14 protein-coding genes are annotated in these 22884 nt (G+C 64.6%); 4 read left to right on the top strand and 10 right to left on the bottom strand.

The features are described 5' to 3' along the window. Positions 1 to 178: 178 nt before the first annotated feature. Positions 179 to 2995, bottom strand: coding sequence for a pyruvate, phosphate dikinase (gene ppdK / locus K0B96_RS08780; RefSeq protein ID WP_220166215.1), 2817 nt, complete (start codon positions 2993 to 2995; stop codon positions 179 to 181). A gap of 190 nt (positions 2996 to 3185) precedes the next feature. On the opposite strand from ppdK, the gene tatC reads away from it, so the two are divergent. After that, positions 3186 to 4007: a twin-arginine translocase subunit TatC gene (gene tatC, locus K0B96_RS08775; RefSeq protein ID WP_255558912.1), complete on the top strand. Its 822-nt coding sequence runs from the start codon at positions 3186 to 3188 to the stop codon at positions 4005 to 4007. Between the two features lie 138 nt (positions 4008 to 4145). Here tatC and K0B96_RS08770 read toward each other — a convergent pair whose 3' ends face one another. Continuing rightward, positions 4146 to 6842, bottom strand: coding sequence for an alpha-L-rhamnosidase (locus K0B96_RS08770; protein WP_220166213.1), 2697 nt, complete (start codon positions 6840 to 6842; stop codon positions 4146 to 4148). Between the two features lie 50 nt (positions 6843 to 6892). Then, positions 6893 to 7591: an SGNH/GDSL hydrolase family protein gene (locus K0B96_RS08765; RefSeq protein WP_220166211.1), complete on the bottom strand. Its 699-nt coding sequence runs from the start codon at positions 7589 to 7591 to the stop codon at positions 6893 to 6895. A 230-nt stretch (positions 7592 to 7821) separates the two neighbouring features. Here K0B96_RS08765 and K0B96_RS08760 point away from each other — a divergent pair, with 230 nt between their 5' ends. Continuing rightward, complete coding sequence (locus K0B96_RS08760) at positions 7822 to 9648, top strand: phosphoenolpyruvate carboxykinase (GTP) (protein ID WP_220166473.1); 1827 nt, start codon at positions 7822 to 7824, stop codon at positions 9646 to 9648. A 62-nt stretch (positions 9649 to 9710) separates the two neighbouring features. Next, positions 9711 to 10073: a hypothetical protein gene (locus K0B96_RS08755; RefSeq protein ID WP_220166209.1), complete on the top strand. Its 363-nt coding sequence runs from the start codon at positions 9711 to 9713 to the stop codon at positions 10071 to 10073. Between the two features lie 232 nt (positions 10074 to 10305). Here K0B96_RS08755 and K0B96_RS08750 read toward each other — a convergent pair whose 3' ends face one another. The 4 genes from K0B96_RS08750 to K0B96_RS08735 all read right to left on the bottom strand — a co-directional run bounded on the left by K0B96_RS08750 (position 10306) and on the right by K0B96_RS08735 (position 13837). After that, the gene (locus K0B96_RS08750; protein WP_220166208.1) at positions 10306 to 10737 is read right to left on the bottom strand and encodes a heme-binding domain-containing protein; all 432 of its coding nucleotides are present in this window, start codon (positions 10735 to 10737) and stop codon (positions 10306 to 10308) included. Positions 10738 to 10765: 28 nt separating this feature from the next. After that, on the bottom strand, positions 10766 to 11239 hold the full coding sequence (locus K0B96_RS08745; RefSeq protein ID WP_220166187.1) for a cytochrome b562: 474 nt from the start codon (positions 11237 to 11239) through the stop codon (positions 10766 to 10768). Positions 11240 to 11476: 237 nt separating this feature from the next. Beyond that, on the bottom strand, positions 11477 to 13000 hold the full coding sequence (locus tag K0B96_RS08740; RefSeq protein WP_220166185.1) for a TolC family protein: 1524 nt from the start codon (positions 12998 to 13000) through the stop codon (positions 11477 to 11479). A 171-nt stretch (positions 13001 to 13171) separates the two neighbouring features. Next, the gene (locus K0B96_RS08735; RefSeq protein ID WP_220166183.1) at positions 13172 to 13837 is read right to left on the bottom strand and encodes an ABC transporter ATP-binding protein; all 666 of its coding nucleotides are present in this window, start codon (positions 13835 to 13837) and stop codon (positions 13172 to 13174) included. Between the two features lie 125 nt (positions 13838 to 13962). On the opposite strand from K0B96_RS08735, the gene K0B96_RS08730 reads away from it, so the two are divergent. Further along, on the top strand, positions 13963 to 15183 hold the full coding sequence (locus K0B96_RS08730) for an adenylyltransferase/cytidyltransferase family protein (RefSeq protein WP_255558910.1): 1221 nt from the start codon (positions 13963 to 13965) through the stop codon (positions 15181 to 15183). A gap of 139 nt (positions 15184 to 15322) precedes the next feature. On the opposite strand, the gene K0B96_RS08725 is transcribed toward K0B96_RS08730, so the two are convergent. The 3 genes from K0B96_RS08725 to K0B96_RS08715 form a co-directional block, all read right to left on the bottom strand. After that, positions 15323 to 17716 carry an ABC transporter permease gene (locus K0B96_RS08725; RefSeq protein WP_220166174.1) on the bottom strand — a complete coding sequence of 798 codons (2394 nt, stop codon included), beginning with the start codon at positions 17714 to 17716 and terminating at the stop codon, positions 15323 to 15325. Positions 17717 to 17755: 39 nt separating this feature from the next. Then, the gene (locus tag K0B96_RS08720; protein ID WP_220166172.1) at positions 17756 to 20164 is read right to left on the bottom strand and encodes an ABC transporter permease; all 2409 of its coding nucleotides are present in this window, start codon (positions 20162 to 20164) and stop codon (positions 17756 to 17758) included. A gap of 149 nt (positions 20165 to 20313) precedes the next feature. Continuing rightward, a complete protein-coding gene (locus tag K0B96_RS08715) occupies positions 20314 to 22827 on the bottom strand; it encodes an ABC transporter permease (protein WP_220166170.1) in 2514 nt (837 codons plus the stop codon). Between the last annotated feature and the right edge of the window lie 57 nt (positions 22828 to 22884).

Below are 22884 nucleotides of genomic sequence, written 5' to 3'. Positions count from 1 at the left end.
CGCGGCGCTCGGCGCTAGAGGAGTCGGCGAGCGAGAGATCGCGGCGAACAAAAGCAGCGGCGAGGGACAACGCGGCCATGCGCCGATCGCCTCGTGGTGCGCAAAGAAAAACCCCGCATCGCGAACGATGCGGGGCTGGGAGACGAAGAGTCGCAGGGCGCCGGAGCGCGCGGCGACGTTACTTCTTCTTGGCGGCCTGAAGATCCGCGACGGCGGCTTGCGCTGCGGCGAGGCGGGCGACGGGCACGCGATAGGGCGAGCAGCTCACGTAGCTGAGGCCGAGCTTGTGGCAGAACTTGACGGAGTCGGGATCGCCGCCGTGTTCGCCGCAGATCCCGAGCTTGATGTCGGGACGCGTGGCGCGGCCTTTGGTGATCGCGATTTCCATCAATTGTCCGACGCCGGTCTGGTCGATCGAGGCGAACGGGTTCTTCTTCATGATCTCGGCTTCCTGATAGGCGCCGAGGAAGGAGCCGGAATCGTCGCGCGACATGCCGAGGCAGGTCTGCGTGAGATCATTGGTGCCGAAGCTGAAGAACTGCGCGGTCTGCGCGATTTCGTTGGCGGTGAGTGCGCCGCGCGGAATCTCGATCATCGTGCCGACGGAGTAGGCGAACTTGACCTTCGTCTCCTTCTGGACGGCGGCGGCGGTCGCGTGCACGAGTTCGACCTGTTGATCGAGCTCCTTCTTGAAACCGACGAGCGGGATCATGATTTCCGGATTGGCTTGCACGCCCTTTTTCTTGGCGGCGACGGCCGCTTCGAAAACGGCGCGGGCCTGCATGCGCGTGATCTCGGGATACTTGATTCCCAGGCGGCAGCCGCGGAAACCGAGCATCGGGTTGAACTCGTGCAGCTCGTGCACGCGCGTGACGATTTTCTCGACCGGAAGGCCGAGCTTCTTCGCGAGGTCGGCCTGCTGTTCCTTGGTGTTGGGCAGGAACTCGTGGAGCGGCGGATCGAGAAAGCGGATCGTCGCCGGGAAGCCCTTCAAGGCTTTGAAGATTCCGAGGAAATCCTCGCGTTGGTAGGGGAGGAGCTTCGCCAGCGCCGCTTCGCGGTCGGCGGTGGTGTCGGCGAGGATCATCTCGCGCATCGCATCGATGCGTTCGCCCTCGAAGAACATGTGCTCGGTGCGGGTCAGGCCGATGCCGACGGCGCCGAACGCGAGGGCGTTGGCGGTCTGCTCGGGCGTGTCGGCGTTGGTGCGGACCTTGAGCTTGGTGACTTGCGCGCACCACTTCATGAGCTGCACGTAGTCCTTGAACTTCTCGGTCTTTTTCGCCGCGGCGTCGTTGTGGATCAAGCCGGCGATGATTTCGGACGGAGCGGTCTTGATCTGGCCCGCGTAGACGGTGCCCGACGTGCCATCGATCGACAGGTAGTCGCCTTCGCTGAATTTCTGGCCGGCGATGTTCGCGACCTTCTTCTCGTAGTCGATCTGCACGGCCGCGGCGCCGCACACACAGACTTTACCCATCTGGCGGGCGACGAGCGCCGCGTGGGAGGACACACCACCGCGCGCGGTGAGAATGCCTTCAGCGGCGATCATGCCGCGCAAATCTTCCGGCGAGGTTTCCACGCGCACGAGGAGCACTTTCTCGCCCTTGTCGGCGGCGAGGACGGCGCGATCGGCGTTGAAATAGATCCGACCGGTGGCGGCGCCGGGGCCGGCGGGGAGACCGGTGGCGATGACCTTGGCTTTCTTCACTTCGGCGAGATCGAAGACCGGGGCGAGGAGCTGTTCGAGCTGATCGGCCGGGTTGCGCATGATGGCGGTCTGCCAATCGATGAGCTTCTCCTTCACCATGTCGGTGGAGAACTTCAACGCCGCCATCGCGGTGCGCTTACCGTTGCGGGTTTGCAGCATATACAGCTTGTGATCTTCGATGGTGAACTCGAAGTCCTGCACGTCCTTGAAGTGCTTCTCGAGCACGCCGCGGATGCGCTCGAGTTCATGATAAGCGTCGGGCAGATGCTTCTTCAGCTCGGACACCGGCTCGGGCGTGCGCACACCGGCGACCACGTCTTCACCTTGGGCGTTGATGAGAAACTCGCCGTAAAACTCCTTCGCGCCGTTCGCGGGATTGCGGGTAAAAGCCACGCCGGAGCCGGAGGTGTCGCCGGTGTTGCCGTAGACCATCGCCTGCACATTGACGGCGGTGCCCCATTCGGAGGGGATGTTGTATTTGCGGCGGTAGACGATGGCGCGGTCGTTCATCCAGGAGCCAAACACGGCACCGGCCGCACCGGTCAATTGATCCCACGGGCTGGCGGGAAACGCTTTGCCGACGCGGTCTTTCACCAGCTTCTTGAAGCGCGCGACGAGCTCCTTCAGGTCATCGACCGAGAGCTTGGTGTCATCCATCTCGTGATTGCCGTAACGCTCGTCCTTGAGGTGGCCGATCACGACCTCGAACGGCTCGTGATCTTCGTCGGGCCGCTTCTGCACGCCGAGCACGACATCGCCATACATCTGGACAAAGCGGCGGTAGCAATCCCACGCGAAACGCGGGTTGTTGGTCTTGGCGGCGAGGGCCTCCACGGTCTCGTCGTTGAGGCCGAGGTTGAGAATGGTGTCCATCATACCCGGCATCGAATCGCGTGCACCGGAGCGCACGGACACGAGCAACGGGTTTTTCAAGTCGCCGAATTTCGTGCCGGTCTGCTGCTCGATCGACTTGATGCCAGCTTGCATCTGCGCGGTAAGTGCGGCCGGGTAGGTGCGCTTGTTGGCGTAGTAATAGGTGCAGACTTCCGTCGTGACGGTAAATCCGGGAGGGACGGGGAGACCGATGCGGCACATTTCGCCGAGGTTGGCGCCCTTGCCGCCGAGGAGGGCCTTCATGGTGCCGTTGCCGTCGGTCTTTTTGCCGAACAGGTAGACGTATTTGGTCGCCTTGCCAGCGGATGATTTGGCGGCGGCGGGTTTCGCCTTCGCGGACGATTTGACCGCACGCGGGGCGGATTTCTTGGCTTTGGATTTAACGGCCATAGTGGTTGATTTCTGGTTGAAAAACGAACGCATGCGCGACCGCGCAGGCAGACGAGCGGATACCGCGCCGGCGGGGGTGTCAACGATGCAGCATCGCCCGGCGGCTCATCGGGGGGATTCCGCAACGTGGCAGGGCGTTCGATAACGCGCTTCCGTTTTGAAAAAAAGATTCCAGCATGCGCGGACTACCTTGAGCGCACCCGACGACGAAGTCTTCGAACATCTACCGGCCGGCACAGAAATGCGGCGGGGCGGCCGCGAGCGGTCCATGGGCTTTTTCGAACATCTCGACGAGATGCGCGGCACGCTTATCAAGAGTGCGATCGTCTTCGCGATATTTGCGGCGCTGATCGGCTACTTCATGAAGGAGTTCAACGAGGTGCTCCTCTGGCCGCTCCATTACGTGCAGGCGGAAAAGCCCACGTTGGTGCTGGAACTGGGCACGACGACCGTGATGGAGGGCTTCAACGTCGTCATCCAGATGTGCTTCCTGGGCGGGTTCATTCTCGCTGCGCCGTTCATCCTCTTTTTCGTCGGTCAATTCGTGGCGCCGGCCCTGACGGACCACGAGCTCCGGATGGTGCTGCCGCTCGTCTTCATGGCGGGGCTGCTGTTTTTGATCGGCGCCTCGTTTAGTTTCTTTCTCCTCGTGCCGAGCACGATCCGCGTGTCGATCGAGATCAACGAACTGCTCGGCTACACGCTGCGATGGACGCCAGGCAGCTACTACAGCTTGCTGACGTGGCTCGTATTGGGGGTGGGTGCCGCGTTTGAGTTTCCGCTGCTGATCGTGCTGCTCGTTTACATGGGCGTCATCACCACGGCTTTCCTGCGAAAATATCGGCGGCACGCGATTGTGGTGATTTTCATCATCGCGGCCGTGGTGACGCCGACACCGGATCCGGTCACGCAAACGCTTTTTGCAGCTCCGCTGTATATCCTCTTCGAGCTGGCCGTGTTTGCGGGCGCTCGCGTCGAGAAGAAGCGCAATGAACGTCTGCGGGCGCCGTAAGCCGGCCAGCCGCTGCACGCAAAAAAGCCGCGCGGTGGGCGCGGCTGATTTCGTCTCAACGCTATGCCGGCAGCAGGCGAACCCGCGGCGTGAGGGCGAGGCCGCCGGTGCGCGGCGACCTGACGCTCGAAGGCGGCGTTAAGCTTTCCACGTCGCGGCGAAGCGGTAATGGCCGGGCGCGAGTTCGCACGTGACGGCGTCGGTGGACGCCTTCACGTGTTTCACGCCCGTCGCGCGCGCCAGCGGCCGGCCGCCTTCGGTCAGGCGCGCGGTCGCCGGCACCGGGAAACGCGCGCTCGCCGTGGTGTTGGGCGGCACGATGACTTCCCATTCGAATTTCCCGGCGGCGGTTTTCCATGCGCTGCGGATGCGGCCATGCACGGAATCGAGCGTTCCCGTCGCCGAGGTGAGTTCACCTCCGGGCGTCGGGCGCAGCACGATGTGTTTGTAACCGGGATGGGCCTCGTCGATGTCGACGCCGGCGACGGTCGCATACAACCAAGCGCCGATCGCCCCGTAAGCATAATGGTTGAACGAGTTCATGCCCGGATCCTGGAAACCCTTTTCTTTCGTCCAACCGTCCCAGCGCTCCCAGATCGTCGTCGCGCCCTGCGTGACGGCGTAGAGCCACGACGGCCACGCTTTTTGGTGCAGCAGTTTATAGGCGACATCGCTGCGTCCGAAACGCGTGAGCACGTGCGGCACATAGGAGGTGCTGACGAAGCCGGTTGAGAGTTTCCAGCCGCGCTGTTCGACGTCGCGCAACAATTCCGCGAGCAACTTCGGGCGCAGTTCTTCGGGCGCCAGGTCGAAATGCAGGGCGAGCACGTAGCATGTTTGGGTCAGCCCGCTCACCAAGCCGTCGCCCGTAATGAAGCGGTGTTGAAACGCGCGGCGCACGCGATCACGGAGGCGTTCGTAGCGCTCCGCTTCGGCTTTGTGGCCGAGCACGCGGGCCGTGCGCGCGACGATATCCGTGCTGTAGGCGAAGAAGGCCGTGCCGATGAGATCCTTCGGCGTGCCGCCTTCCGTCTTGCCGCTGCCGTCGAGCGCGAGCCAGTCGCCGAAGCCGCCCCATTTGGTGACGTCGGGATGAACGCGAATCAGGTTTTGCGAGGTCTTTTCGAGGTAGCCGATGAATCGCTTCATCGCCTCGTAGTGTTGGGCGAGGATCGCGGTGTCCGCGTAGTAGAGATACATCGTCCACGGGCTGACCACGCCGGCGTCCGCCCACGCCGGTCCGCCGTCCGGCGGACAGCCTTCGACTTGCGGCGAGATCGCGGAGAACGCCCCCTCGGCTGTCTGCGCGTCTTCGACATCGCGCATCCACTTATGGAAAAAGGCCTCGACGTCGCGATTCCACGCGGCGGTGCGCGAGAAAACCTGCGCATCGCCCATCCACCCAAGTCGTTCGTTGCGCTGCGGGCAGTCGGTCGGCACTTCGAGGAAGTTGCCGCGCTGGCCCCAGTCGATGTTGCGCTGGAGTTGATTCACGAGCGCATCACTGCACGTGAAGTCGCCGGTGGACGGCGTGTCGCTGTGCAACACGACGCCCGTGATCGCGTCCGCGAGCGGCTCCGCTTCGTGGCCAGACATTTCGACGAATCGGAAACCGTGAAACGTGAAGCGCGATTCCCACGTCTCGCCCGCCGGGTCGCCGCGGCAGATGTAGAAGTCGGTCTGACGCGCGGTGCGGAGGTTGTCCGTGTAAAGCAGGCCCTCGGCCGTCAGCATCTCGGCGAAGCGCAACTTGATCATCTGGCCCGCGGTCCCCTTCACATGCAGCCGCACGCGACCGACCATGTTTTGCCCGAGGTCGAAGATCCACGAGGGCGATGGCCAGGTCTGCATCAACTTTGGCGCCGCGATCGGTTTCAATTCCTGCGTCGCGCGCACGGCCGGACCGAGCACTGGCGCGAGCTCAATCGCGGGCGCGGCGAAGGTCTCGACGGGCAGCCAGCCGCGTTCATCGTAATCTGCGGTATCCCAGCCGGTGATTTCGCGGCGGGCGTCGTAGCTCTCGCCATGCATGAAATCGCTTTCGGTGATCGGGCCCGGAGCGGTGCGCCAGGCGGCGTTGCTTACGATGGTCTCGCGCGAACCATCGGCGTAAGCGATTTCCAACTGGGCCAGCAAACGCGGCCGGTCGCCGTAATATTGGCGCGTCTTCCATCCGATGTGTCCGCAATACCAGCCATCGCCGAGGATCGCACCGGCGGCGTTGACGCCCGAGCGCAGGGCCGGCGTGACATCGTAAACCTGGTATTGCACGCGCTTGTTGTAATCGGTCCAGCCCGGGGTGAAGACATCCTCGCCGATGCGCTGGCCGTTGAGATGAAATTCGTAGAGGCCGAGCGCGGTCACATAGAGGCGCGCCGCCGAGACTTTTTTGCTGACGTTGAAAACCGTGCGGACGTGCGGCGAAGGCACGGAGGTCTCCGGCCCGCCGACCGCGGCCGAGCCGATCCATTGGGCCGACCAATCGGCGGCCGTGAGCAGGCCAGCCTCCCAAAAGGCCGGCTTGCTCTCGCTCGCGCGGTTGGCCTCGTCCCACACGGTCACCCGCCACCAAGCGCGTTCGCGGGAGGCGAGGGCGCGGCCTGCGTAAGCGATATTCAACGTGAGATCGGAGGCGACGCGCCCGCTGTCCCACAAGTCCGCTTCGCCGGTGCGAGTCGTGGAGACCGTAATCCGATAGGCCGTCTGGCGGGCCCCGCGGCGCGCGCCGGTTTCGAGTCGCCAGCTGAGGCGGGGCGCGGCGTCGTGCACGCCGAGAGGATTATCGAGGTGGTTGCAGCGCAGGCCGACCACGCGGGTGAGAGGGGAGGATTTCATGCGAAGGAATAAGGAGCGGGTGGAAAAAGATGAGCGGCGGGTGTTGTGCGTCAGCTGGTGAAATTGGACGGGGCGGAGGCGGCGAGGCGCGACCAGTCGAAACCCACGCCGTTGAGAAATGCGCGGGCGAGGACCGCATGCCCGATGTGGTTCGGGTGCACCCGATCCCAAGAAATGGCCGCGGAGTGCAGGTGCGCCAGCAGCGGTGCAAACGCCGCCTGGGTATCGACGAACACAACGTTGTGCCGTTGCGCGATGCTGCGAACGAGCGCGCCATAAGTGTCCATGCGCGCGCGCATGGCGTCGGTGGCGTTCGACTCGACGTAGCACGGCGACATTAAAATCATGCCGCGCACCTGCGGCAGCGTGAGCTCGACGAGTTCATCGAGGGTGGCGGCGTAATCTTCCGGCGAAACCGCGAGCTCAGGCTGCCGCGGCGAATCGAACTGGCGCCACACATCGTTGACGCCGATCATCACGGACACCCAGTCGGGCGTGAGGTCGAGGACATCGGTTTGCCAGCGGGCCTGAAGGTCGCGGACCGTGTGGCTGCTTGTCCCCACGTTGGAAACGCGAATGGCGAGTTCGGGATACGCGACGGCGAGCCACGCGTCGACGAGCATCGGGTAACCGCGTCCGATGCCGTCGAACAACCCTTCTCCGACGGGACGGCTGCGATTACAGTCCGTCACGGAATCGCCGATCATCACGAGCCGGCTGCGCGGAGCGAAGAGCAAGGAGGGGGCCATGGCGGGCGAACAAAGCGAAGGGCGCCGGGCGAACGCAAGATTGCGCTGAGCGAACATTCACGGGTGGCGACCCGGCGCGGCCGCGACGCCCGCCCGCGCAACTGCGCCAAAGGACTGACCAAGGGTGGCGATGGGCTTCGCTTATGAACACCTGCGCCGGTGCTAAATACTCCGTTAGGTCAGGAAAACCGGTTTACTCGTCCGGCGGCGTAAACATTCTCAGACCCGTCATGAAGAATCGTCACCCCACGAAACCCCTGAGTGAAAACGCGCATTTGCTGCGCTGGGTCGAAAAAATGGTCTCCCTTTGCAAGCCCGCGCGCGTGCACTGGGTGGACGGCTCGCAGGCGGAGTATGATGCGCTTTGCGGCGAGATGGTGGATGCGGGGACGTTCATCAAGTTGAACCAAAAGAAGTGGCCGGGCTGTTATCTGGCGCGATCCGATCCGGGCGATGTGGCGCGCGTCGAAGACCGGACTTTTATTTGTTCGCTGTCCAAGGAAGCGGCGGGGCCGACCAACAACTGGGTCGACCCATTCGCGATGCGGAAAACGCTCAAGGGGCTTTTCTCCGGCTGCATGGAAGGCCGCACGATGTATGTGCTGGCGTTCAGCATGGGGCCGCTCGGCTCGCCGATGTCGCAGATCGGCGTGCAGCTCACCGACTCCGCATATGCGGTCGCCAACATGCGGATCATGGCGCGCATCGGCAAACCCGTGTTCGACTTGATCGACCAGGATTTCAAGCGCGTGGTGCCGTGCGTGCACTCCGTTGGTGCGCCGCTCAAGGCCGGCGAGGCGGACGTTTCCTGGCCGTGCAACAAAGAGAAATACATCGTGCATTTCCCGGAGTCGCGCGAGATCTGGAGCTTCGGTTCCGGTTACGGCGGCAACGCGTTGCTCGGCAAAAAATGTTTCGCGCTCCGCATCGCGTCCAACATGGCGCGCGACGAGGGCTGGATGGCCGAGCACATGCTGATCCTCGGCGTGCAGGATCCGCAGGGGCACAAGCACTACATCGCGGCGGCGTTTCCCAGTGCGTGCGGCAAGACGAATTTCGCGATGCTGATCCCGCCGGCGCATTTCAAGAAGCAAGGCTGGAAGATCACGACCGTCGGCGATGACATTGCGTGGATCAAACCGGACGCCAACGGCCGGCTGCGCGCGATCAATCCCGAGGCCGGTTTTTTCGGCGTCGCCCCCGGCACCGGCCATCACACCAATCCGAACGCGATGAAGGCGCTGGCGAAGAATGCGATCTTCACCAACTGCGCGCTGACCGACGACGGCGGCGTGTGGTGGGAAGGCATGACGGAGAAGCCCCCGGCGCATGCGATCGACTGGCAAGGCCGCGATTGGACCCCGGCGCTCGCGAAGGAAAAGGGCGTGAAGGCCGCGCATCCGAACGCACGGTTCACCGCGCCGGCGAAACAATGCCCGACGATGGATGCGGATTGGGAAAGCCCCGACGGCGTGCCGATTCACGCGATCGTTTTCGGGGGGCGGCGGGCACGGACGATGCCGTTGGTTTATCAAGCCTTCAACTGGTCGAGCGGCGTTTATATTGGCGCGACGATGGGTTCGGAAATGACCGCGGCGGCCGCAGGCACGATCGGCAAAGTGCGGCGCGATCCCATGGCGATGCTGCCGTTCTGCGGCTATAACATGGGTGATTATTTCCGCCACTGGATCAACATGCAGCGCAAGCTCAGCGAGACGCCGCGGATTTTCCACGTGAACTGGTTTCGCAAGGATGCGGACGGGAAATTCATCTGGCCCGGATTCTCGGAAAACATGCGCGTGTTGAAATGGATCTTCGACCGCGTGCGTGCCGGCGGCCGGGCGCAGGAAACACCGATTGGCTGGGTGCCTCGTTACAAGGATATCGATTGGGCCGGCCTCAAGTTTTCCGAAGAGAAGTTTGCCGAATTGCAGGCCTTCGATCGCGCGGGGTGGCGGTCGGAGATCCTCGGCCATGAGGAGCTCTTCATCGACCTGCACGCGACGCTGCCGAAGGAGCTGATGTTCGAACGCGAGCTGCTGATCTGCCGGATGTAGCCGGGGCGTCCACGCGGGGATTGAAACGCAAGGCAGAGAGGTTACGCTGCCCGGGTAACCTTATGAAACTTCATTCAACTTGGCTGGTAGGTCTCGCGTTGGCCGGATTGCTGGCTGGTTGCAGCACGCCGGCCAGCCGAGAATCGGAACGCGCGGCCGCTCTGCAAAGCGCGACGCCGGCTCAACGGAGGGCGATCGCCGAAGGCCGCGTGGAGCTCGGGTTCACGCCGGACATGGTTTATATTGTGCTGGGGAAACCGGAAAAGATCGAACGCGGTGAAACGCCCAACGTGGAAACGTGGATTTATTATCAATCCGACGCCGCTGCCGGTTGGAACGGTGGCATGCCCGACGTGCACGCCCACCGCTATTCGTCCCACATCATATTCACCCACGGGAAAGTGACCGACATCCTGCTCGGATAGAGAGTGGAAGGGCAGGTAAAGGCGGCTGGTGGCGCCGCGGTCGCATGGTCGAAATATGAACATGCGTCTGGAAGCAGTAGCTGTTCGAAATCGGTCCCGGACACAAATGCCTGCGGCATGGACGGCTCTGAGAAATGATGAGGATCTCGAGGGACGAGAAAAACACCTCGGCAGAGAGGGCGGCCAACGCTAGAGCGTTCGCGGTGAAAGCGCCCGGCGAGCGCCACGGCGCTTAATCGGTGTCCATCGAATCGCGCAGGTGCTGCAGCCAGTCGACGAGGGCGTCGGATTCAGATTTCGTCAGTCTGGCCGCGGGGTGGAGCCACGAATAGGTTTTCAGCGGCATCGTGCGAAACGTGAGTTCGTCGATCATGGAGTCGATTTTGTCGGCGCGTTTGTCGGGCGAGTAGCGGCCGAACTCCGAGAGGTTGAGGTGATCGTTGCCGTCGTTGACGTGGGATTGGAGCCACCAGCCGATGGGTTGCACGTTGGCATACCACGGGTAGCGCGGGTGGTTCGAATGACAGTCGTAACATGACTCCTGCAACTGCCGCCGAAAGGGTTCGGGCACAGCATACCGAAGAGCAAAATCATCCGGGCCAGGCTCCGCGGGTGACTGAGTGCGCGCGGGGCGGAAAAACTGGAGCGCGATGAAAACGATCACGGCGCCTGCGGCCAGGCGGCGGACGCGTTTACCCGCGGCGATCACCGGGGTGTTCCTTCTTGAACTCCTTGTGGCCTTTTTTCTGGTCGTCCTTGATTTCGCGGAGGGTTGCCGCGGCGGCGGCGTTGTCGTTGGCCTTGAGTGCGGCGGTGAGTTTGTCGAGGTCTGCGATGAGATTTTTGACGCCAGCCTGGAAGTCGGCGACGAACTTGGCCTGATCCGCCGCGGGGAGATCAGCGGTCTTTTCGGGTTTATACTGCAGGCTGGCTTCCGCAGCTTCGCGCATCGTGGCGACGAGCTTGATCGAGGCGGCGTTTTTCGAAGCGTCGTCGATTTGGCGGCCGAGGGTGCGGAAGGCCTTGCCCATTTCTTTCATCTCTTTCCCGAGGGGCGTCGTTTTGCGCTCCGCGTGCGGCGAGACAGCTTCCTGCGCCGGAAGCGAGAGGGCGGGAGCGAGGGTGAAAACGCCGGTGAGGGCGAGGAGAAGCAGGGATTTTTTCATGGGAGGTGGGAATGGAACCAGAGGGTTTTCTGACGCGAGCCAAGCCGAATTTGTTGCACGAAACGACAGGACATTGCGTCGCGTGCGGGGCGCCGATCGGTGACGGACGGTAAACGCGCGGAGGTTTCCGACCAAACGCCAGTGCGGTCCGCTGCGACGAGTCGACCGCGGCAGGAAGACGAAATGCTGGCGCGTTAGCCTGCGACGAGGACGGAGCGCGGAGCGACCGAGGGGCGTTTAGTGCGCCAACGTGGTCGTCGCGGGGCGGTCGGCGGATGGCGTGAGGGTGACGTGGTAGCGCTCGAGCGTGGTGCCGATCTCGCGATCATAGGCGGCGACGGCGCGGCGTTGCGCGGCGAGGGCGGCGGAGAGAGCGGTTTCGACGTAGGACAACTCTTCCTGCAGGTTCAGCACGAAGAACGTCGAGCTTTGGCCGGCGCGCAGTTTCTTGAGCTCGGCGTCGAGCGCTTGTTTCGCGAGATCGTAGGCCGTCTGATTGGCGGCGACGCGGCGGCGGGAGGTGTCGATGTCGGCGGCGGCGTGGGCGATGTTGAGTGCGATGTCCTGCTCCAGTCGGTCGAGGTCGGCTTCGGCCTGGGCGAGCTGGAGGCGGGCGGCGCGGGCGCGGCCGCGGCCGTCGGCGAAGGTGAGGGGCACGCTGACAACGACGCCCGCCGAGTAGGAAACGCGATCGCGGTCGGCCACCATATGGCGGCTCGCGGCGAAGGAGGGATCCAGACCGTTGTAGCCGTAGCTGCCGACGAAATCCACGCGGGGCAGAAGTTGGTTGCGCGCATAGCTGCGATTCGCGGCGCGCTTGGCCACGCCGAGTTGGGAACTCCGGTAGTCGGGCCGGAGATCGAGGGCGCGGCGATAGTCGGCCACGGGGTCGACGGTGATCGCCGGCACGTCAGGCGTCTCGACCGTGAGGAGCGGACCGTTGAGCGGAAAATCTTTTTCGCCGATCAGGCGGCGGAGGGCGTTGTCGGAATCGCGCACTCCTTGTTCCGCGACGATGACGGCTTCTTCGCGGGTGGCGGTGCGGGCGCGGGCTTCGGTGACGTCGCTCGCGGACATGCTGCCGACCTGAAAGCGTTTTTCGTTCTCGCCCACGAGCTGGGCGGCGAGTTCGCGGGAGCGCTGGGCGACGCGCAACTGTTGCTGCGCGTTGATGAGGTTGTTATAGGCGTAGATGACGCTGGTGATCGTATCGATGACGGTCTGACGAAAAGTCCAATCGGCGATGCCGCGGTCGGCGCGGGCGACGCGCAGATCGTAGAGATTCGCGCCGAATCCAAAGCCGCGCAGCAAGGGTTGCGTGACGGTGAGTCCGCCGAACGTGACGTAGTTATCCGCGAAGCCGTTGAACGTGCCGCGCAGGTTTTCCGCGCTGGCTCCAAGACTGTATTGCGTGCCGATGGGCGAGAGGCCGTCGAGCGTGAGGCTGTAGTCATCGGTTTTCGTCAACTGATTCACGACGGGGTTGGCGGAGAACGGGACGTTATCCTCGCTGTAGGAGCGGCGAAAAGTGAGCGCGGGATCGAAGCGGCCGTAGGCGGTGAGCACGTTGGCGCGCGAGATGGCGGGATCGTAGGCCTGGACCTTGATGGTGCGGTTTTGGCGCAATGCCTGCGCGATCGCCTGCTGAAGGGTAAGCGTGGAACCGGCGGGCGCGGCGGGTGCCGGCGATTGCGCCGGCGAGGCGGCGGCGAACGTGAAGGTGGCGACGAAAACGAGAAGCGCGGTGCGGGCGGTCAACATTGCAAAGAAAGGAAGGTGCCGGCGGCCGGCGAAGTAAGACGCGGGGAGAGTCGGAAAAATTTGCCCTCGCGCGCGGAGCCGGGCGCCGGTTCAGCGGACCCGCACACCGGCTTCACGGCGAGGAGCGACACAACACACACAACACAAAGCTGGCTGGGCGGGGCCACAGGTTCAGGGGACGATGACGCCGTCGGCGAGCCGCACGACGCGCGTGCCGTAGGTGGCGTTTTCGTTGGAGTGCGTCACCTGCACGATCGTCACACCTTCCTCCTGATTGAGGCGGCGGAAGAGCTCCATGATTTCGCGACCTTGATCGGAGTGCAGATTGCCGGTGGGTTCGTCGGCGAGAATCAGGCGCGGACGGGCGACGAGGGCGCGAGCGATGCCCACGAGTTGCTGCTGACCGCCCGAGAGCTGGCTGGGATAAAGGTCGCGTTTGCCGACGATGTGAAAACGGTCCAGCGCGTCGCACACGATGCTCTCGCGCTCTTTCTTCGGCATGTCGCGATACGAAAGAGGAATTTCGAGATTCTCGTAAACGGTGAGATCGTCGAGGAGGTGGTAGCTTTGAAAGACGAAGCCGATGTTCTTTTTTTGGAGTTCGAAGCGCTTCTTTTTGTCGAGCGCGTGCACGGCCACGCCGTCGAAGTGATATTCGCCCGTCCAAGCGTTGTCGTGGAGGCCGAGGAGGTGCAGGAGCGTGGACTTGCCGGATCCGGACGGGCCCATGATCGAGAGGAAATCGCCCTCATTGATCGCAAGGTCGATGTGGCGCAGCGCGTAGAAGGGTCCGCCTTTGAGCGGATAAACGCGATCGATGTGGCGGAGTTGAATCATCGTGCGCGTGACTCTTTGCAAAGCGCGTGCCAGCGCGAGCGCGGAGCTTTAGGTTACTCGGCATCAGAAGCTTAAAATATTCGGGACCCGGCCGGGGCTGCGGCAAATTTCCGCCGGTGGAACGAATGATTCCCGGAATCGGGACGCCGATCGGCGGCGCGGTGGCCGGCGCTGAGTTGCGGAGCGGAGTGTGTTTGACGGCGGCGGGTTCTGTCGGTGCGCTGCGGGCGATGATCCGCGTATTTGTTTCAGGTTGTTACGACATTGTGCACGCCGGGCACCTGCAGTTTTTCCGCGAGGCACGCGCGTTGGGGGACCACCTCACGGTGTCGTTCGCGTCGACCGACGTGCTGTGGCTGCACAAGCACCGGCGCAGCTCGCTGCCGGACGAACACAAGCAGGCGTTGCTCGCGGGGCTGCGCATGGTGGACGATGTGGTGGTCGGCACGGGCACGGAAGAAGGGATCGATTTCCGCGCGGATTTTTTGCGTCTGCGGCCCGACATTCTCGCGGTCACGGAAGACGACAAATACACGCCGTTGAAGAAAGCGCTGTGCGCGGAAGTGGGCGCGCGTTACGTGGTGCTGCCGAAGACGCCGCCGCAGTTCACGCCGATTTCGACGACGCAGATTGTGCGCTTCATCCGAGCGCCCGAGGCGGCACCGCTGCGGGTGGACTTCGCCGGCGGCTGGCTGGATGTGCCGCGTTACGCGCGAGACGGCGCGTTTGTGGTGAATTGCGCGATTTCGCCGACAGTGTCGTTGCGCGACTGGCCTTACGAACGCAACGCCGGTCTCGGAGGCAGCGGCGCGTGGGCGCTGCTTAATGGCCGCGATGGCGTGAACGCGGAACTCGATCTCGGTGTGGGTTGGCAGGACCCGGTGATCATCGCGGAAAGCGGCTTGTGCGTGTGGCGCAGCGGGCCGCGGCCGGTGCTCGAGTTGAAGCACAACGGTGAATTTCTTCGCGGGAGGATGGCGCTGTATTGGACGGGCGCTCCGCACGACACGCCGGGCATCTGCAAGAACGAGCGCGACTATGCCGCGATTGCGCGGGCGGGCGCGACGGCGAGGGACGCGGTGTGGCGCAGCGATCTGGCGCTGCTGGCCGCGGCGGTGCGGCAATCGAGTGCGGTGCAGCGCGCCGAGGGCATGGCGCCATTGCCTGGCGAGGCCGACGGGCCGGCGGGAATTCTGCCGGATGGCGTGCAGCCGCTCGCGTGGAAGTATTGCGGCGGCGGTTTTGGCGGTTACGCGGTGTATCTGTTTGCCAGCGAAAGCGAGCGGGACCGCGTGTGCGCCGTCGCGGGTTTTCGGCCGATCGAGCCGTATCTCGCGTTGAAATAATGCAGCAGGCGCGACGACTGGCTGGGGGAGGTTGAGCGGGGCCAGACGTGCCGGGTGAACGAGTGCGCACCGGCGCAGCTGGTTGAGCGTGTTTGCACGGCCGGCGCATACCCGGCCCGAGTCGTAATCGGCCGGTGAGTTAATCCGCGCGGAGAGCGATCAGCGGGTCTACGCGAGTGGCGCGCCGGGCGGGAATCCAGCAGGCGAGGGCGGCGATCGCGGCGATCGTGGTGGCGATGACGGCAAACGTCAGCGGGTCGTGCGCGGACACGCCGAAGAGCATCGAGGCGAGGAAATGCGTCAGCAGCAGCGAGCCGACAAGACCGGCGGCGAGGCCGAGCGCGACGAGCCGGCCTCCTTGCGCGAGGACGAGGCGAAGGACGTCGCCCGGCTGCGCGCCGAGCGCCATCCGAATGCCGATCTCACCGGTGCGTTGCGTGACGGTGTAAGCCATCACGCCGTAGATGCCGATCATCGCGAGCAGGAGCGCGACAGCGGAGAAGACGGCGAAGAGAAACATCGTGAAGCGCCGGCGCGCGACGGACTCCGCGAGTAGTTGGTCGAGCGCACGGATGCGGGCGACGGGCTGTTCCTTGTCGACGGAATAGATCGCGTTGCGGATCGCCGCCGGCAGGCCGGGGATGGGGCCGCTCGTGCGCACCACGAACGTGAGAAACGGCAACGGTTGCTGCGCGAACGGCTCGTAGGTCTGCAGCGGCGAGGCGCGGTCGAGCCCGTAGTGCTTCACGTCGCCCACGATGCCGACGATCTCGCGCCACGTTTCCGGGCCGTTGGTGATGTTGAGGCGCTTACCCAAAGGGTCTTCGCCGGCGAAGATTTTTTTCGCGAAGGATTCGTTGATGATCGCAACATGCGGCGCGGTGGCGTCGTCGTGGGCGTTGAAAAACCGTCCGCGCAGGAGCGGAATGCCCATCGCCTTGAAGTAGCCGGGCGTGGTCGCGTAGTAGTTCGCGCTGGAGTTCGGATCCACGGGGCGACCGGCGATCGTGTAACTGAGAATGTAGTCGCTGCCGGTGAACGGCACGACGTGCGACGCGCCGACGGACTGCACGCCGGGAATGGCCGCGAGCGCGTCGACGGCCTGCTGGGCGAATGCAGCTTGTTGCGCGGGCGTGGCGTATTTCTTGGGCGGGAGCGAGAGGTTGATCGTCCAGCCGTTGTGCGGTTGAAAACCGGGGTCGACGTTTTGGAGGCGGGCGAAGCTGCGGATGAGCAGGCCGGCGCCGACGAGCAACACGAGCGCGATGGCGACTTCGGCGACGACGAGTGAACTGCGGAGGCGCTGACGGTGCCGGCCTTCGCTGGAACCGCGGCCGGCGTCTTTGAGCGTTTCGGTGAGATTGACGCGCGACGCCTGGAGCGCGGGCACGAGGCCGAAACCGAGGCCGGTGAGGAGCGCGAGCGCGCAAGTAAAGCCGAGGGCGCGTCCGTCGAGCGCGATCTCGTGCACGCGTGGAAGAGAGTCGGGCGCGAAAGCCAGGAGCGCGCTCATCCCCCACTGCGCGATCAGGAGGCCGAGCGCGGCGCCGAGGGCGGCGAGGACAATGCTTTCGACGAGCAGCTGGCGCACGATGCGACCGCGGCCGGCGCCGAGAGCGGCACGAATGGAAATTTCCTTCGCCCGGGCGGTGGCGCGGGTGAGGAGAAGGTTGGCGACATTCGCGCACGCGATGAGCAGGAGGAAACCGACCGCGCCGAGCAGCGCGAAGAGCACCGGGCGGATGTCGGCCACGGCGTAGTCGAGCATCGGCGCGAGTTTGACGCCCCAGTTCTTGTTCGTGTCGGGAAATTGCTGTTCGAGCCGGTGCGCGATGAGAGTGAGATCGGCCCGCGCTTGATCGACGGTGGTCCCGGGTTTCAACCGGCCGACCACGCTGAGGTAGTGGCCGCCGTGCTGCTCGCGTTCGTCAGTGGGAAGCGCCGCCGGCGTAAGCAGCTCGGTTTTCGAGTCGGCTTGGAAATCCTGCGGGAGGATGCCGATGATGGTGAACGGCGTGCCGTCGAGTTGAAGCGTGGCACCGAGGGCGTCGGGTCGGCCGCCGAACAGCCGCTGCCACAAGCCCCACGTGAGGAGGGCGACATCGGCCTTGGCGCCGGGAGCATCCTCCTCGGCGGTGAAGTCGCGGCCGAGGGCTAGGTGGACGCGCAGCGTGGCGAGGTAGTTTGCGGTGACGCGTTTGGCAGCGAGCCGCTGAGGTTCGCCGCGGCCGGTGAGGTTATAGGGCGCGCTGCGGAACGCCGCGAGATTTTCGAAGCTTTGCGCCTGCGCGAGCCACGCGTAGTAGTTGCCCGGGGCAACGGAGAATTCGGGAAACTGCGGGAGCGCGGTCTCGCGGACGATGACAAGCTGGTCCGACTCATCGTAGGCGAGCGGCCGCAGCAGCACGCTGTTGACGACGGAGAAAATCGCGGTGCACGCGCCGATGCCGAGCGCGAGGGTGAGAATGGCGACGGCGGCAAAACCGGGGGATTTGGCAAGCGCGCGCAACGCGTAACGGAGATCGGAAAGCATGAGGAAGAGTTAAGCGAACAGGTTGGACCGGTCGGAAAATTATTCGGCGCGGAGGGCGATCAGCGGGTCGACGCGGGTGGCGCGGCGGGCGGGGAAATAGCACGCGAGAGCGGCCACGACGGCGAGGAAGGCGGCGGCGGCGGCGTAAATCAGAGGATCGGCGGCCTGCACAGCGAACAGCACTTTGGCCATGAACTGGGTGAGCAGGAGTGCACCGCTGAGCCCGAGGCACACGCCGAGCGCCACGAGCCTCAAACCCTGCTTGAGCACGAGGCGCTGCACGCCGCCAGGAGTCGCGCCCAGCGCCATGCGGATGCCGATTTCATTTGTCCGCTGGGTGACGACATAGGCCATCACGCTGTAAACGCCGAGGCCGGCGAGAATGAGCGCGAGCCCGGCGAAGGCGCCGAGCAGCAGCATGACGAGACGGCGGGCCGCGAAGGTGCGCGCGATCAGTTGCGCGAACGGCTGGCCGCCGATCAGTGGCTGGTCGGCGTCCACTTCGTGCAGCGCGGCGCGAACCGACGCGGCGAAGCCCGCGGGATCGCCCTCCGTGCGCACGAGGATCGAGGTGAACGTTTCGCCGCGTTGCAGCGCGGGGAGGAAATATTCGGCGCGCGGTGGCGTGGTGAGGTCGAGGGTGTGGGTGTCGCCCACAACGCCGACGATCTCGGCGGTTTTCTGCGCCATGCCGGTGATGATCTTGCGCCCCAGCGGATCTTCGCCGGGGAAAAACTGCCGGGCGAAGGCTTCGTTAATGATGACGGTTTCCGGGCTGCCGGGAAGATCGCGTTCGTTGAAATCGCGACCGCGGAGCAAGGGAATGCGCAGGGTGGCGAAACTGTTGGGCGTGACGAGATGGCGGAGCGCGTTGGGGCGTTCGCTGAGCGGCGGGACGGGATGGCCGACGACGGCGATGGGCGCGGGTCCGCTGTTGCCGCTCAGGGGCGGGGAATCGGCCAGCGCGACGGCTTTCGCGCCGGGCAGCACGGCGAGCCGTTGCTGCAGGTGCAGGTAGAAATTGGAGAGTGCGGTGGCGTTGGGATATTTCGCGGGCGGGAGATTGACGAAGCCGATGAACACGTGATCGGGATCGAAGCCGGGCGACACGCGTTGGAGCCGCGAGAAGCTGGTGAGCAGGAGGCTGGCGGCGATGAGGAGAACGAGCGAGAGGGCGATTTCGGCGACGAGCAGGGCGCTCCGCAGGCGACCTTGCGCGGGGCCGCCGGAGGAGCCGCGCCCGGCGTCTTTCAACGCGTCACCGCTCGGCGTGCGGGCGGCATGGAGCGCGGGGAAGAGTCCCATACCGATGCCGGTCAGGAGTGCGAGGGCGAGGGTGAACAGCAGCGCGGGCAGATGGACGGAGATTTCCTGGGAGCGCGGAATGAAATTCTGGCCAAGGCGGACAAACGCATCGACGCCCCAGCGGGCCAGCAGGACGCCGAGCGCGCCGCCGAGCAGGGCGACGACGGTGCTTTCCAGCAACAATTGGCGCACGATGTGCCCACGGGTGGCGCCGAGGGCCAGCCGCAGCGCGAGCTCCTTGCGGCGCGCGGAGAAGCGCGCGAGGAGGAGATTGGCGACGTTGGCACAGGCGATGAGCAGGACGCACCCGACGGCGCCGAACAGGAGGGCGTAGGTCGAGCGCTGATCGCCCACGAGATCATCGAGGAGGGGAATCGCGTCGAGGTGGCTGGGAGCGTCGGAATTCGACGGGTGCGCCGCGCGATACGCGGCGGCGATGACGTTCATGTTTTCCTGCGCCTGCGCGAGCGAGACGCCGGGCTTCAAACGGGCGATGACTTGGAAGAAGAAGCCTCCGCCCTCGAGTTGCGAAGGTTGAAGAAACGGCACTTCGGCGGGCCGGGGCGTCCAGAGCTCCACTTGGTTGAACGGAATGCTCGAGAGCGCCGGAGGCAGGATGCCGATGACGGTGTGAGGCTGGCCGTCGATCGTGAGCGACTGGCCGAGAGCGGCGGGGTCGGCGTGCAAGGTTTGGCGCCAAAAGTTGTAGCTGACGAGGACGACGGGGGCGCCGCCGGGCCGGTCTTCCGCGGCGGAAAAATTGCGGCCGAAAAGCGGTTGGAGGCCGAGCGTGGGCAGGTAGTCCTGCGAGGCCATGAAGCCCTGCACTTGGACGGGATCTCCCCGGCCGGTGAGAGTGAAGGCGGTGAAAATGCCGCAGGCGAGGTCGCGGAAAACCTGCTGGTTTTCGCGCACGGCCTCAAATCGCGGGAGGGAAAACGGGGCGCGATCGAAACCGTGGAGCGCATCGGTGGACGCGAGACGCACGAGCTGCGCAGGTTGAGCGAACGGCAGCGGGCGAAGGAAGACGGCGTCGGTGACGCTGAAGAGGGCGGTGTTGGCGCCGATGCCGAGGGCGAGGGCGAGGATGGCGACGAGGGAGAAACCGGGGGATTTGGCGAGGATGCGAAGGGTGTGACGCATGACGGATTACGATTTCGGACGGCGGGGTGGGGGCGGAAGAAGCACCACGCGCCAACATCCAAGCTCCGGAGAAGATCGAGCAATGACCAAGGATCGCGGGTGATGAGTGAAAGTTGGAGTTTCTTGGGAGGTTGGAGGGTGGAGCTTGGTTATTCCGCGCGGAGGGCGACCATGGGATCGACGCGGGTGGCGCGGCGGGCGGGGATGAGGGTCGCGAGCAAGGAGACGCCGGCGAGGAGCAGGGCGACGGCGGTGTAGGTCAGCGGATCGTGCGGGCTGATCTGGAAGAGGAAATTCGTGATGCCGTCGCGCGCGATGAGGGCGATCGCGAGGGCGAGGAGAATCCCGAGCGCGAGGCCGAGCCCGATCTGGGCGGCGCCCTGGCGCAGAACCATGCGAAGGATGGTGCGGTGGTCGGCGCCGAGCGCCATGCGGATGCCGAATTCCTGGGTGCGTTGGTTGACGGAAAAAGACGTCACGCCGTAGAGGCCGACTGAGGCGAGGATGATCGCGATGGCGCCAAACACGGTGAACATGAGTGCGATGACGCGCGGTCCCGAGAGCTGGGCATCGATGTTGGTTTTCGGCGTGCCGACGAAGTAGAGCGGCAGGTTGGGGTCGATGCGGTTGACGGCGCGGCGAAGGGCGGCGTCGAACGCTTCAGGGCGGCCACCACCGCGGGGTTTCACGACGATCGTGGCAAACTGGAGGCCGTTGATGGCGGGCTGGCCGTCGCCGTAGATGAAGCTGTTGAAGGGGGTGTAGAAACCGGTGTTGTCGGTGAGGTTGGGATTGTTGAAGGGCGGGAGCATCCGCACATCGGAGACGACGCCGACGATGGTGCGCCAGGGGTCGAAGATGGTGCCGTTGCCTCCGACGGGGCGGAAGCGGCGGCCGAGCGGGCTTTCGTGGCCGAAGAATTTTTGCGCGAAGGTGGTGTTGACGATGGCGACGGGGTTTTTCGGATCGGTGTCGTCCATCGTGAAATCGCGGCCGGCGAGGAGGCGCTGGCCGAGGGTGGCGAAGTAGCCGTCGGTGACGTTTTCGAAATTGGCGCGCGGGCGGTCTTGATCGGTTTTATATTCGCGGCCCTCGATTTCGATGGTGCCGTTGCCGGCGAAGACCATTTGGAAACGGTTCGTGAAGGCGGCGGATTCGACGCCGGAGGTGGCGCGGAGTTCACGGAGCAGCTTGTCGTAGAAGAGAAGGCGGGAGTCGTTGGTGGGGTAGTCGCCTTCCATCAGCCCGAGGCGGGCGGAGAGGACGCTGGAGGTATCGTAACCGTAGTCGGTGCGTTGCTGGCGGAGGATGGACTGGAGCTGGAGGAGGGAGCCGATGAGCAGGATGCACGTGACGACGATTTGGAAGACGACGAGGCCTTTGGTGACGACCCGGGTGAGGCGGCCGGTGTTGCCGCGGCCGGATTCCTTGAGGACTTCACCGGCGTTGGCGCGCGAGGCCATGAGCGCGGGGAGCAGACCGGAGATAACGGCGGCGAAGACCGTGGCTCCGACGACGCACACGAGCACAGGCAGATCGAGGTGAAACGTCATCCAGGCCGGGATGGGGTTGTTGAGGTTGTGCACGGCGCGGTCCACCCACTCGATGCTCCACGCGGCGAGCGCGATGCCGACGACGGCGCCGATGGCGGCGAGGAGCAGGCTCTCGGTGAGCATCTGGCGGATGAGGCGGATGCGCGTGGCGCCGAGTGAGGAGCGGACCGCGAGCTCTTTCGCGCGCAAGGTGGCGCGCGCGAACTGCATGTTCATGACGTTGACGCAGGCGATGAGCAGGACGCCGAGGCAGAACGCCAGCATCGTGTAGAGAAGGCCGGAGAGTTGGGGGCCGGTGAAGGCGCCGATGAGCGGGCGCACCCAGCCGAGGCTGAACTGTTTGTTCTCCGGATACGTGACGGAAAAGTGCCGGGCGAGCGTCATCATCTCGGCGTTGGCGGCGGCGAGGGAAACACCGGGCTTCAGGCGGCCGATGATGGAGACGAAGTTGATGTTGCGATCGTTCCGCGGGCGCACGGGGAACTCGGTGTTGACGGGAATCCAGAGCTGCTCGTTGGCGGGAAACGCGAACTTGGGCGGCATGACGCCGACGATCACGCCAGCGCGGCCATTGACGCGGACGGTCTGGCCGATGACGCCGGGGTCGCCGCCGAAATCGCGTTTCCAAAGGGCATCGCCCAGGATGACGGCTTTCGTGACGCCGGGCCGATCGTCCTCCGGCAGAAAATCGCGGCCGAGCGACGGGGCGACGCCGAGGGCGCGGAAGAAATCGTAGGTGATGTAGCCGCCTTGGAGACGTTGCGGATGGCCGTTGTAGGTGAGGTTGACCGTGGAGCCGTTGAGATAAGCGACGAACGCGGAGAAGGACCGCTGCTGCTCCTTGAGCTCGGCGAAGTCGGCGGTGGTGACGCGCGAGTTGAAATTCGACGGCGAAAAATTGGTGGGGTCGACGAGTTGGACGTCGGTGAGTTGCTCGGGATCGTGGAACGCGAAACCGCGGAGGAGCACGCCGTCGACGACGGCAAACTGGGTGGCGACGGCGGCGATGCCGAGCGCGAGCACGCCAGCGGCGAGGGCGCAGAAGCCCTTTTCTTTGACGAGCACGCGGAGACCGACGCGGACGTCTTGGGCAAAGCTTTCGAGAAACATGGGAGGGGCAGTTGGACGAGGCGGACGCGACGGGCGTCGGCGGGGAACTTCCTTGCA

Source organism: Horticoccus luteus (genome assembly GCF_019464535.1).
In the GTDB taxonomy this organism is placed as follows: domain Bacteria; phylum Verrucomicrobiota; class Verrucomicrobiia; order Opitutales; family Opitutaceae; genus Horticoccus; species Horticoccus luteus.
The sequence above is the reverse complement of the archived record's forward strand: the minus strand, read 5'-3'. Positions and strand labels throughout refer to the sequence as shown.